9 protein-coding genes are annotated in these 12,657 nt (G+C 49.7%); 5 read left to right on the top strand and 4 right to left on the bottom strand.

Annotated elements, in window-relative coordinates; translation table 11 throughout:
- Positions 1 to 27 precede the first annotated feature (27 nt).
- From ASG34_RS03040 to ASG34_RS03030, 3 genes are read left to right on the top strand one after another with little or no spacing between them, the layout of a single operon-like run.
- Positions 28 to 2,343 carry a DUF1549 and DUF1553 domain-containing protein gene (locus ASG34_RS03040; protein WP_082504779.1) on the top strand — a complete coding sequence of 772 codons (2,316 nt, stop codon included), beginning with the start codon at positions 28 to 30 and terminating at the stop codon, positions 2,341 to 2,343.
- Positions 2,344 to 2,403: 60 nt separating this feature from the next.
- Positions 2,404 to 3,858 (top strand): DUF1501 domain-containing protein, encoded by a 1,455-nt coding sequence (locus ASG34_RS03035; protein ID WP_055826300.1) that lies wholly within the window; start codon positions 2,404 to 2,406, stop codon positions 3,856 to 3,858.
- Positions 3,858 to 4,229, top strand: a complete 372-nt coding sequence (locus ASG34_RS03030; protein ID WP_055826298.1) for a hypothetical protein — start codon at positions 3,858 to 3,860, stop codon at positions 4,227 to 4,229. The genes ASG34_RS03035 and ASG34_RS03030 overlap by 1 nt, the downstream gene beginning before the upstream one ends.
- Positions 4,230 to 4,299: 70 nt before the next feature.
- On the opposite strand, the gene ASG34_RS03025 is transcribed toward ASG34_RS03030, so the two are convergent.
- The 4 genes from ASG34_RS03025 to ASG34_RS03010 form a co-directional block, all read right to left on the bottom strand.
- Positions 4,300 to 7,107: a TonB-dependent receptor gene (locus tag ASG34_RS03025; protein WP_162239321.1), complete on the bottom strand. Its 2,808-nt coding sequence runs from the start codon at positions 7,105 to 7,107 to the stop codon at positions 4,300 to 4,302.
- A gap of 361 nt (positions 7,108 to 7,468) precedes the next feature.
- A complete protein-coding gene (locus ASG34_RS03020) occupies positions 7,469 to 8,491 on the bottom strand; it encodes a hypothetical protein (RefSeq protein ID WP_055826294.1) in 1,023 nt (340 codons plus the stop codon).
- Between the two features lie 56 nt (positions 8,492 to 8,547).
- On the bottom strand, positions 8,548 to 9,351 hold the full coding sequence (locus tag ASG34_RS03015; RefSeq protein WP_229007742.1) for a hypothetical protein: 804 nt from the start codon (positions 9,349 to 9,351) through the stop codon (positions 8,548 to 8,550).
- A 42-nt stretch (positions 9,352 to 9,393) separates the two neighbouring features.
- Positions 9,394 to 9,810 carry a DUF6152 family protein gene (locus ASG34_RS03010; RefSeq protein WP_229007741.1) on the bottom strand — a complete coding sequence of 139 codons (417 nt, stop codon included), beginning with the start codon at positions 9,808 to 9,810 and terminating at the stop codon, positions 9,394 to 9,396.
- 435 nt (positions 9,811 to 10,245) lie between these two features.
- Here ASG34_RS03010 and ASG34_RS03005 point away from each other — a divergent pair, with 435 nt between their 5' ends.
- Both ASG34_RS03005 and ASG34_RS03000 read left to right on the top strand, forming a co-directional pair.
- On the top strand, positions 10,246 to 11,037 hold the full coding sequence (locus ASG34_RS03005; protein WP_055826292.1) for an SDR family NAD(P)-dependent oxidoreductase: 792 nt from the start codon (positions 10,246 to 10,248) through the stop codon (positions 11,035 to 11,037).
- Between the two features lie 178 nt (positions 11,038 to 11,215).
- Positions 11,216 to 12,634, top strand: a complete 1,419-nt coding sequence (locus ASG34_RS03000) for an MFS transporter (RefSeq protein ID WP_055826290.1) — start codon at positions 11,216 to 11,218, stop codon at positions 12,632 to 12,634.
- Positions 12,635 to 12,657: the final 23 nt, after the last annotated feature.

Here is a 12,657-nt window from a genome sequence, read left to right as displayed (position 1 = left end):
ATTTACCTGATGATGGAAATAAAAACAATGAAGAACATACAGTGCCTGGCTTTACTGTCAGTCTTATTTGCTGGTCCGTTAATGGCTGAAGAGGGGAGTCCGGCTAATTCAGTGACAGAAAAACGCTGGTCACCTTATGAGACAGCGCAAAAACCTGCTGTGCCGGTGGTGTCGCAAAAAGCATGGGTACGCACGCCTATCGATAGTTTTGTTCTGGCGCAGCTGGAAAGTAAACAGTTAAAGCCTGCTGTAGAAGTTGATCGAGTAACTTTTATCCGCCGGGCTACCCTGGATGCCTGGGGCTTGCCACCTACCCCCGAAGAGGTGAAGTCTTTTGCCGCTGACAGGTCTTCTGACGCCTATGAAAAGCTGGTAGATCGCCTGCTGGCATCTCCTCGCTTCGGGGAGCGTCAGGCACGTCGCTGGCTGGATCTGGCGCGGTATGCCGATAGTGCAGGATTTGAGAATGATGCCGGGCGTCCAAATAACTGGCGCTATCGCGATTATGTGATTGCGGCCTTTAACCAGGACAAGCCGTTTGACCTGTTTATCAAGGAGCAAATTGCCGGGGATGAATTATGGCCGGACAGCCAGGAAGCAAAAATCGCCACGGGTTATCTCGCTGGCTATCCTGATAACAGCAATTCGCGCGACATGATACAGCGCAAATACCAGATTGAAACCGATATTGCTGACAATGTGAGCGAGACTTTCCTGGCCACCACCATGGCATGTGCGCGTTGCCATAACCACAAGCAGGACAAAATCAGTCAGAAAGAGTATTTCCAGTTCCAATCGGTGTTCTCCAACACGGTGTTTGATACCAAAAAAGAGCTAGCAAAAGGTTCTGAAAGTGTCTGGGACAAGCAATATGTGGAGCAGTTTGTCAAATACCAGGCCGCAACCAAACATATCCGTGATGCTCAACGCAAAGTGCTGGATCCATACAAGGATGCCAGCATTCAGTACCAGAAGTCGCGCTATATCACCGACACCCTGGCTGCCTTGCAAAAGCCGGAAAAGGAACAGAACGGGCTGGATAAATGGATTAATTTCCGCTGGCAGTCTGTGTCTGGCGTGAATGGTGGCACCGGCTACCTGAAACTGGTGGCTGAAACCAAGGAGCATCCGGAGCATACGCCGGATAAGGTGGCTGCGTGGGATGAATACCAGCGCCTGCAGAAAGAATTGCGCAAGTTTGATGACCTGAAACCTGCCAGTGGTTCCTCAAATTACACGGCAGCGACAGAGCTGAGCGCGACTGATATCCCACCGACCTTTGTACGGTTCGGTGGTATTCATGAGCGGCCAACCGAAGCTGTGCAGCCAGGCCTGCCAAAGCTGTGGGGTAATGCCACACTCGACATCAAGCCGACCGCCGCTTCTTCAGGCCGCAGGACTGCGCTCGCTAACTGGCTGGCCAGCCCGGAAAATCCTCTCACTGCCCGTGTATATGTCAACCGCGTGTGGGCGCAATACTTTGACCGCGGCATTATCTCCACGGCTGAGAATTTTGGGCGTGCCGGCGACAAACCTACGCATCCCGAACTGCTTGACTGGCTGGCGACTAACTTCACCGAGCAGGGTTGGAGCATCAAGAAACTGCATCGCCAGATTCTGCTGTCCAGCGTCTACCGCCAGTCTTCAGCAGAGCGTCCGGAAGCGGCCAAAGTCGATCCGGAAAACAAATTACTGGCCACTTATCCGCGCAAACGACTGGAAGCTGAAGTGATCCGTGATTCCTTGCTCTATGTAGCCGGCGTGCTAAACGAGGAAGTAGGCGGCCCATCGGTATTGCCGCCTGTGACGGCGGGCGATCAGGGGCCTGTGGATGAGAATGGCAACCGCCTGTGGCCGGTTTCAAAAACTACATCTGACTGGAACCGCCGTTCGATCTATATCTACAGTAAACGCAGCTTGCCCTATCCGATGTTGCAGAATTTTGATCCGGCGGATCCTTCCAAGGCCCATCACAAACGTGATGTCACCACTACCCCCTTGCAGGCGTTGACCTTATTCAACAGCCCGCTGGTGGTCAACTGGTCGCAGTCGCTGGCTGGCCGTGTGATTAATGAAGCCGGTACCAATGAAAAAGCACAGCTGGACCGGTTGTATCAGGTGATTTTCTCCCGCTTGCCTAGCAACCAGGAGCGCGCCTCATTGCAGGATTTCCTGAATAAGCAGGAAAACATCATTAAAACGCAGGCCAAGGATGGCCGATTTGCTGTCGCCGTTCCCATAGGTGTGGCAGATACCAGCCACCTTAACCCGGTACGTACCGCAGCTTTCGTCGATATGGTGCAAAGCCTGGTGAATACCAATGAGTTTGTATACAGGTTCTAAGTCCGTATTACCTTAAATGTGAGTTTCTAGGATTAACGTTTTTAAGCTTTGGGGAAAACAATGAATGACAGTCGCAGGAAGTTTTTGATCAATGCCGGTTTAGGCCTGGGTGGCGCAGCCGCTGCGGCTGGATTTATTCCAGGCGTTGGCTTTATTGGGACGGCCATGGCGTCCGACCTGGTGGATCCGCTCGCACCAAAACCGACGCACTTTGCTGGCAAGGTGAAGTCGGTGATCTGGCTGCATATGAAAGGTGCGCCTTCCTCACTCGATTTGTTTGACTATAAACCGGAACTGATTAGGCTGGCCGGGCAAGATGTACCAGCCTCTTTCCTCAGAGGGCTTAAAACCTTTACTCAAGGGGGCGTAGGCAAACTGTATGCGGCTAACAACCGTGACTGGAAGCAGCATGGTGACAGTGGTGCCTGGTTTTCAAATCTGCTGCCTAACATGGCCAGTCAGGCCGACAAGATGGCATTTATTCGCTCCAGCGTGACCGTGGGTGCCACGCATGATATTTCTATCCTCAAGCTGAATACCGGGGATTTAAACCCTGGCCGGCCTTCACTGGGCGCCTGGGTGAATTATGCACTTGGCTCAGCCAACCGCGACCTGCCTTCTTATGTGGTACTGTACAACGGCATGCGTGAACCGGATGCCGGTTCGGTCAACTGGAGTTCCGGCTTCCTGCCGGCTGTGTACCAGGGTACTGCTTTCCGTCCTGGTGATTCCCCTATTGTTTATCTGGATCGCCCCGAACTGCGCTCAGTTTCACAACAGCGAAATTCGCTGGACTTACTTAACCAGTTAGACCGGTTGCGTGGTTTGGGACACACCCATGATACCGAGTTGCAAGCGCGGTTACGGTCATATGAACTGGCTGAACGTATGCAACTGACAGCGCCTGAAGCCGTAGACCTTAAAGGAGAATCCGCTGCTACCAAAGCCCTTTATGGCCTGGATGACAACACCAGTGAAGGGTATGGCGCTACCTTGTTACGTGCACGTCGTCTGGTGGAACGAGGCGTACGGTTTGTGCAAGTGGTATCCGCCGCGCCAGATAACAGGCCGGAAGGTTCTGCCGATGACTGGGATGCGCACCATGACCTGGACGGCAACCATGGCCTGATGTCACGTATGGTGGATAAACCGGTCGCAGGTTTGCTGGCTGACCTCGAATCACGTGGTTTGCTGGATAGTACGCTGGTGGTATGGGCTTCAGAATTTGGCCGCTCACCCTGGAGTGAAAGCGGCACAGGTCGTGACCATAATGCCTTTGGCTACACCCAATGGATTGCTGGCGGTGGTGTGAAAGCAGGTTCCTCCTATGGTGAAACCGATGCCATTGGCCTGAAGGTAACAAATAAAGATGATGCTGTTGACACGTATGACCTCCATGCAACGGTCCTGCATCTGTTAGGCCTGGATCACCTCAAAGTAACCTATCTGAATAATGGACGTTCTGAGAGACCGACTGTGGTATATGGCCGGGTGATTGATGAACTGCTGGCATAATGCGTTTGCGGGTAGTCATGATGCTGGCGGTCATGCTTGCCGCCAGCTGGAGTGTAGAAGCAGGGGATTTTGAAGTCGATGAAGACTTCATGCATGAAGTTGAAGATACCAGCAAAAGCCTGACTAATCACTTGGCGTTGAATAACAAGACAGCCAGCAATGACGACGTGCAGAGATTGATAGGCATGTTCTCCAAGGTGGAGTCTTATTACACGCTTAAGGCTGATTCTGACGAGCAGTTAGGGCTGGCACAAAAAAGCCATGAGCTCACCAAAGAGATTAAATTCCTGGTGGATGCCGGTGATTTCGAGCATGCCGGGCAAAAGGCGACTGTGTTATCCCGTACCTGCAAGTCCTGCCACGATTTATAAAAAACTTGTTGTAATGCCCAATAAAAAACCAGCGTTTTCACGCTGGTTTTTTTAACTATTAAAAGTTTCGTTACAGTTTGCTAGTGAACACAATCCCGATCCAGCGCGGTAGCGAGGGGGTATAGCTGGCAAAACCGTATGGGTTGTATTCTTTATCAAACGCATTTTTTACCAGTACGTTTGCATCAAATAAGCCATCCCTGCGGCCTATACCCACACCTAAATCCAGCAGACCATAACCATCGACTTTGTCATAAGATGAGGTGCTGGTGAAGTAACTACTGAAGTATTTGTAGTTGGCGTCTGCATGAAACACATAATTGCCAAATACTGGCAAGTTATAGCCCGCATACAGGTTGCTGGTAAATTTAGGCGCCTGGGTTAGTGTGTCACCTTTGGCATTGTAGAAGCGCTGGTTGGCAGGTAATGTTCCTGGATTTTGCTCACTAGGAAAAGCGAAATACACATCATCTGCATAGCGGGCATCGTTATATGCAGCAGCCAAGCGGAAGTTGAAGTGTTCCAAGCCGAGATAGGTAGCATCGATTTCCAGGCCTTTCGCACGAACCTTTGGCACGTTGCCGACCTGGCTAATATATGCCTGGCAATCGGCACCGCTACAATTACCTCCAGCGACATTGATGGCAGTGGCCACCGGGTCTACATTGGCGACCGTGGTCTGGAAGTTCTTGATGTCGTTGAGATAAACGTTGGCATTGAATAGCAACTGGTTATCCAGCAGGGATGTACGCACACCAAATTCCAGACCGGTTGTACGCTCTTTATCAATAAGGCTAGGCACTCCGCCTGCACTGATCTGTGCGATACCTGCTTTTTCACCGTATTGTACGGATCCGTAAGCAGAGAGCTGGTCGTTGATCTTATCCGTCAAGGTTACAACACCGGATTGTACGGCTCCTTCCCAAGGTTTTGCCTTGACGTAAGGATAGGCTGAGCCTGGTTGCAAAGTTCCGTTACGCACACGCGCTGCATCACGTAACAGCGTTTGTTGAGGGGCGGTAAGGCCGGCAAAGGTTGAACCAGTGCCAAAATACCGTGCAGCAAGCCTATCAGCCGCCGCTTGTGCTTCTGCCGAGCCACCAATACCTGTGGTGGTCGCACTGTTGCCAAAAGCGGTTGTCAGGTCGACACCCACGCCTGGATCAAGTAAAAATAATCCTTGTGTCGTACTTCTATCCTCTACCGAAATAGCGTATCCAGTGGTCAAGGTAAGTGGCTTGCTTAAATGCCAATCTGCTTGCGCATTCAGGCCTATACTCTTGTTTTCTACTATTGTATTTTGTGAGCGATATGCCAGGTTTAGAGAATCTTTCAACAAAGCCTGGCCAGCAGCAGATGCATTCAAACTATTATACAAAGCATCGCTGGCCTGAAATGCACCAGCATCATTACCATAACGCGTGCGACTTCCTAAAGAGTGATTATCTGTTTTTAAATATAGCAAACCACCTTGGTAATCAACGAGGCTGTTTTCATCTTTGATTGAGTTGAATCTAAACTCCTGACTGAGTTGCTTAAAGTCAGTAATATAACCCCCACTTTTGGTGATGTCATACGGAGTTCCTTCATCGTTAGAGGCGCTGAACCAGTGATTGCGCCAGCCTGTAATCGACTTAAACTCATGTCCAACGGCATTTAAATATAGATTAGCGGTCAAGCCTTCCGAACTGGTGATGATCGCACCATTATTGTCGGTATTGGTCATATATCTATAAAAGTCTGTTGATGGATTCCACGTGGATGGTGACTGGTTAAACCAGGAGCGATTAACATATTTTTTATAATTGGTATCTACAAGGTTGGCTGGTCTGGCAACCCCATCACTATAAGTCGTTGGTTCTGGATGCCTGACAGTATTGCCATTCACAAATTCTGAACCTTTAGGCTGAAGCTCGTAGCTGAGCTTGGCGTTAAAGTTCTCAGATGGAGTAAGTAGAAATTGGATTCGACCAAATGTACGGTCTGTATTCTGATAGCTGCCTCGACCTTCAGAATCTGGAAACTGTTCTTTAAATGGCCCTTCTTGCTGGTCACGTACAAAACTACCGCGCCAGGCTAACAGGTCATCAATAATAGGCCCGCCAACGACGGCTTGGGTTTTTGATGTATGCCACTCGCCAAATGTTTGTGAAACACTGGCGACCGGGTAAAACGTTGGTTCTTTCGTTTTAAATGTTATGCGTCCAATATTACTGGCTTTACCCCCAGCGGTTCCTTGCGGGCCGCGGGTGACATCAACGGTATCTATGTCTGTGTAAATATATCCATTTGCCAAAGGTGTGTAAGCAATGCTTACGCCATCGATAACGACGCCGACAGTCGGGTCAATCTGGTCGCTTGATCCGGTAGTAATACCGCGCAATGTCAAAGAGCCTGTTCGCGGGTTGCCATAGTTAAAGTTAACATTACCTACGCGACGCAATACTTCGGTTATATTTGTTGCCTGGAAGCGATCCAGTTCTTCACCACTGACTATGGAAATAGAAGCGGATTTGTCCTTCACTTTTTCTAATGAATTTTTCTTGCGAGCGGTAACGACCAGCGAATCCAGTTCATTCGCATCTTCCGGCCGCGTTGTTTGTGCCTGTTGCGGTGACTGAGTGGTTGTTGCCTCGGTTTCAGTCTTTTCAGTACCCGTTTTCTCAGACTTTTCCTCCGCCAAGGCTTTTTCAGAACGACTAAGCGCTTGTTTCAATCGTTCGACCTCTTGCCTTAGTTCGTTCACTTCCTGATCGTCAGCCGCGTAGACTGGATTAACTGCAGTCAGCGAAAGTCCGGCAACGGCAATGCTAATCAATGTTCGTCGAAAGAGCGGCCGGACAATCTGATCGGCCGGATATTTTTTTATATAGTTCACTTTTAGAGTCCCTTTACTTGTTTGAGGTGCCATGGCTTTAGCAACTTGCATTCCATATCCAGAGTAAGGGAGTTTTAATCGGTGTGATCTATATGTGATTTAATAAGTAACTGATTTTTAATGAAAAATAAACATTGAGTATTGTGTTTTTTTATGTAAATACGTGGGGGGATGAGTTATTTTGTTGATGATAAAACATATTTCAAGCAAACTGTTTATACAGAAACATGATGTTTGTTTTTGACGTCATTTTAATGATTAATAATGAATGATAGATTCAATTTGTATCATTTTAGATACAAAATAATTTATAAAAAAGCCGGAAGCATTCGCTTCCGGCTTTTGAGTCTCTAACAGTTTCTTATCTACGGGCGCCTAAACCGAATCCACCGTTATTTTCGGTACAAATACGTTCTTCTCGATCTAGAAAAACTTTGCCCTGTGGGTGATTGGCAATAGTGGCTTCAAATTGCCAGCCATTGGTCTTATCAGCAGCTGTCCAGCGTTTGGCGGGTATGGTCACTGTAAATGGTCGCGTATAAACCTCAGGGTCATCGAACGTCGCAACATAGTTAAAGCGTTTGTTGTCTTTATCAAAAATATAGCGTTCCTGGATTTTTGCATTTTCGCTAACGAACTCGCCAGAACGGCCAAATAAGGCTTTACCGTTATGGTTGCTTACATCCACTACCAGTGTGTTGCCTTCCCAGTGGCCGCGCGAATCACCGTTCCACAGCTTGATGTAGTCCGGCAGGTGCGGTTTGTTATCCAGGTGAATAATGCGGGTGCCGGAATTGAACTGGAACAGCACATAACCTGGATACTGGCTGATCTCAAAACCATGCCAGGTAAAGGTCTTGGGAACGCCACCCGGCGCGCAACGTGCCAATGGCTCTATGTATTCAGGTTTTTTCGGGTCGTGGAAACCGATCTGGAACTCCTTCACTTTTTCCAAAGCCCATGGCCGTAATGGCAATTGGCCGTCTGCCGGATCGCTGACGCGGCTAGGCGCACGTTCATTACGCGGGCCTTTGGCCAGGCGGTTAGGATTGGGGTCGTGAGGAATACCGCCTTGCGGGTCAGTGAAATTGTTGTGGTTGGCAATGGTGTTGGACCAGTGGCCTGAAATATCCGGTTGACCGTCCGCAGTACGTGCGCCAGTCCATTTGCCTGAAGCGATGGCCGGAAATTCTTTTTCCCAGCGGGCCACTTCAGGGTTGGGCGTACCTTGCGTGCTGCCAGCTGTCGCTGCAACTGGTTTAGCCGGTGGCGTTTTTGCTGGCTGATCGGCAGAAATACCAAGCAGCGGGGTGAGTAACAGGCAACCCGCCACCACATTTGACAACGAGGCCAGCGGATGCTTGATAGATGAGTTGGTTTGCATACTTATTCTCTCTTGATAGATTACTTATCTTTAGTGATCGCGATGTCGTAAAGGAGCTATTCGGCGTTGGCCGGGCGTTTAGGTGGATAGTACTCATCGTAATCAAGGGTGAAACGGTAATCCTCGATCAACTGGAAGTTCTTTTCGCGGTGGCGGTACAAGATTACGCTCAGTGTCCAGGGTTTGCTGTAGACGTTTTCATCTTCCAGCGTGGCTTTGTACTCGATGGTATTGGCGTCCAGGTATTTCCATTTTTCAACCACATGCAGTGCATCACTGTGGAAGTTGCCGGAACGGTCCAGCCAGGTCTTGCCATTGAAGTGCTTGACGTCCACTACCAGCGTGTCGCCTTCCCACTTTGCGCGGGAGTCGCCTAACCACCAGTCATTAGGTTCCAGCGGATGGTCTGTACCGTTGGTGTAGATAGTGCGTACCGAATGGCCGAACTGGTGTACAACGAACAAGTCATTGGCGCGCTGGAAAATCTGGAAGGGCTCAGGATAGTACACACCGCGTACGGCACCCAAGGTATAACCTTTTAACGCGGGGTCGTCGGTGGCACGTGCTTCAAAGTTCTTCTTACGTTGCTCCAATGCTTTGGGCAGGTAGGGAATCAGGTTGCCTTCAACGTTGCCGGCACTTGGCGGGGCGTCTTTGCGATTAGAGTGTGGCTCAAGATCATAATCGGCTGCGCTGGTGGTTTGCCAGATGCCGGAAAAGTCAGGCTTGCCATTAGCCAGGCGCGGCAGTTTTTCAGCGGCATAAGCCTGGCTGGTAAGGGTGCTTGCCACGACCAGGATCAAAGCGTGCAAGCCGACGCGCCAGGATGGCTTGCCGAGCTGTAAGGATAGCGTTTTCAAAGTGACTCCTTGTTTTCCTTAAATGGATGATTATTAAAATGTTTATGGGTTTACTGTAGGAGCATCCTGCGCGCCGCCTGTTTTGAAGCTACGGCCATCCGCAAGGGTAGTAGTCACTGCATAACCATATTCTTTATCGTTTTTAGAACGGTAGCCTTTGATTGAAACTTCTACCCCTGCTTTGAGAACGGTTTTATTAATTCCTTTTTCGCGCAGGCTGAACGGCGCCCCGAATTCAAAACCCCAGTTCGTCACGCTTCCATCAGGGTTTTTAACGTCTATGTATAACCAGCTGTGTGGATTGGTAAGCTCCAGCTTGGTAACTACCCCTTTAACTTCAACAGGGTTATTGGCATCGAACTCAGCTGAAAAGGCATGGTGTGCATTCGCAGGTACGATGAATGAAGTGGCTGTAGTCAGTGCAAGCGCTGCGATGCCTAATGGATGGGCGGTTTTCAAAGGTATCTCCTTGATTTTGAAAAAATGATAGTCGGGTCATATCTTTTGAATGATGATCCCGTATGGCAGGTCAATCTTTATTCGTTTCTGGTGCTGATCTCTTTAGCATCTAGCATGCCAGCTTGGAAAAGCGGATTGCGTCATTTGCTCACTTCGGCTAAGTGATTGATTTAATTTAAATGATTATTCTTTTATTGGATTAGGAATTGTGAGAATGATTGAATTTTTATGTTGCCGTATAAACAGCAAAGGTAAAGCTGCTGGTGCTTTGACAGCACATAGATAAGGGAGGTATCTCTATAGATTTTGAGCCGATTGCAGAGGCTATTCTCAAGAAAATTCCGAAACGCCGAAGCATCTTTTCTTGCATGGCGCAAATACTCAAGTCGCAATAGAATAACTGTCAATTTTTAAACTAAATGGAAAGGCGCGGTTATGGACTTGCAACTGGCAGGTAAAAAGGTATTGGTCTCCGGCTCCACGGCGGGGATCGGTTTGGCAATAGCTACCTTATTAGCAAAAGAAGGGGCAGAAGTAGTCATTAACGGGCGTTCTGAACGTTCGGTGCAGCAGGCGATCGAGGATATTCAGCATGCGACCGGTAAAAAAGTTTCGGGCTTTGCCGGAGATTTAACGCAGGCAGAGGTGGCCGAGAAGCTGGTGGCGGACTATCCGGAAATCGATGTACTGGTGAATAATCTGGGGATCTTCGAGCCCAAGAATTTTGAAGATATTCCTGACGCTGACTGGCAGCGTTTTTTTGATGTGAATGTATTAAGTGGTGTTCGTCTCGCCAGGCTTTACCTGGCCGGCATGAAGCAAAAAGACTGGGGCCGTATCGTGTTTATTTCCAGTGAAAGCGGCGTGCAGATTCCGCCGGAAATGATTCATTACGGCATGACAAAATCTGCCCAGATTGCGGTCGCGCGTGGTCTGGCGGAATCTTTGGCGGGGACGCAGATTACCGTCAACAGCATATTGCCCGGGCCTACACGATCCCGTGGGGTAGGCGACTTTGTTGAAGCACTTGCTCAGGCAGAAAACAAATCACAGGAAGCATTCGAGCAGGAGTTTTTTGAACATGTCAGGCCAACCTCGCTGATCAAGCGATTTGCTACCACTGAAGAAGTCGCTAATCTGGTGGCCTATATTGCCAGCCCCTTATCTTCCGCAACGACAGGTGCTGCTTTACGCGTAGATGGCGGCGTCATCAAGAGCGCGTTTTAGCCGGGTATGTTTTCAAGCTTTGGCGCGAAGGCTTAATCACTTAAGCGTCCTGGTGGTTTAACGATAACCATATAGTGCGGGGCTAGTCTATTTCATTTCATGGTGAACCGGCTTCGGTAATTGTAAGTCACAATGCTGTATGGCTATTTACGCTGAATAAAAAGAACAGGCGAAATCTGTGAGATTGTTTAGACGAGTGCATTCCTATGATGCCTTAACGCAGCATTATGGTGAGCAGTATAAGTGGATGGTGTTATGCATCATCGGCCTGGGCACGATAGCCGGGGTATTATGCACCTCCAGTTTCAATGTGGCGGTGCCAGCGTTAACGAGAACGTTCCATTTGGGGCAAGACCATGTGCAGTGGGCGATGACGGCTTTCCTGGCTGCCATGACCATTGCCATGTTGCCTGCCGCCTGGCTGCTTGAGCGCTTTGGCCTGCGGCGTGTATTTATGGCGGCCTTATGGCTGTTGATTGCCGCCAGTGTGGCAGGGTTTTATTCGCATACCTTTGTCCACGTTGTTATCGCACGCCTGGTGCAAGGCCTGGCAGCGGGCGTGTTGCAACCGCTGGGCATCATGGCATTAATGCGCTTATTTCCACCTAATATCCAGGGGCGTGCATCAGGCATCCTGATTGTCGGCATTGCTTTTACGCCTGCGATTGCACCTTCCATCAGCGGCTGGATGCTGGACCAATTTGGCTGGCAAGCTATTTTCCTGTTAGGTGTGCCGTTTGCATTCCTGGCGCTGATCGCCGCCCGCATCTGGTTGCCGGCGCCACGCAAAAGGGAGGTGCAACCATTTGACTGGTCAGGCCTGGGCTGGCTATCTGCCGCCTCCATAGGATTAATCGAGTTTGTATCAAGTTTGCATCATAGCGGCTTGATAGCATTCTGGACTTTGGGTTATGCCACTTTGCTAGTCGTCTCCATGGCATGCTACATACGCCATGCGCGTAGGTTGCCGCACGCTATTATTCAATTGCACCTGTTCTCCAAGCCAACTTTTAGCCGCGGTACTTTTGTGGCGTTTGCCTATGGCTTTGGTTTATTTGCCTCTACCTATTTGATACCGGTATTTTTACAAACAGCCTTGTCTTTCAGTGCCACTGACGCCGGATTGTTGCTGCTCCCTTCCGGCATCGCGCTGGTACTGACGATCCCGTTTGCCGGGCAAATGGCGGATAAATTGTCCCCCAGGCGCATCACGCTGGCAGGCTTGTCTATATTTGGCGCCTCGTTTTTGGTGTTTGTCGTCGCGGCCGATACGGTGCAATACTGGGAAATTGTCGCCGCCACTGTGGTTGGCCGTATCGGCCTCGGTATGATCCTGCCCGCACTCAATCTTGCTACCTTGCACGAGATGGAGCCGCAAGATTTAGGGCAGTCTTCGGTGGTGGTCAGTTATGCCAGACAATTGGGTGGCGTGGTCGGTGTGACTATGATGGCAGTGTTTCTTGAATGGCGGCAGGAAATGTGCGGCGCAACCTCTGCCGGAACCTTCCAGGCATATGCGCAAGGTTTTTTGTTACTTTCCGTCGTGTTTGTGCTGGCGATTGTGGTTGCCATCGGCATGAAAGATGCCCGACGTTAATTCGCCCGATTCCAACTCAGAAG

Origin of the sequence: Methylophilus sp. Leaf416 (genome assembly GCF_001424665.1) — a bacterium.
Lineage (GTDB): Bacteria > Pseudomonadota > Gammaproteobacteria > Burkholderiales > Methylophilaceae > Methylophilus.
This window is presented reverse-complemented; position numbering and strand designations above follow the sequence as displayed.

What these genes read in the sequence shown, in the direction of transcription:
- ASG34_RS03040 (WP_082504779.1), top strand. Translation starts at nt 28, where the DNA reads ATGAAGAACATACAGTGCCTGGCTTTACTGTCAGTCTTATTTGCTGGT.
- ASG34_RS03020 (WP_055826294.1), bottom strand. Translation starts at nt 8,491, where the DNA reads ATGCAAACCAACTCATCTATCAAGCATCCGCTGGCCTCGTTGTCAAAT.
- ASG34_RS03005 (WP_055826292.1), top strand. Translation starts at nt 10,246, where the DNA reads ATGGACTTGCAACTGGCAGGTAAAAAGGTATTGGTCTCCGGCTCCACG.
- ASG34_RS03035 (WP_055826300.1), top strand. Translation starts at nt 2,404, where the DNA reads ATGAATGACAGTCGCAGGAAGTTTTTGATCAATGCCGGTTTAGGCCTG.
- ASG34_RS03030 (WP_055826298.1), top strand. Translation starts at nt 3,858, where the DNA reads ATGCGTTTGCGGGTAGTCATGATGCTGGCGGTCATGCTTGCCGCCAGC.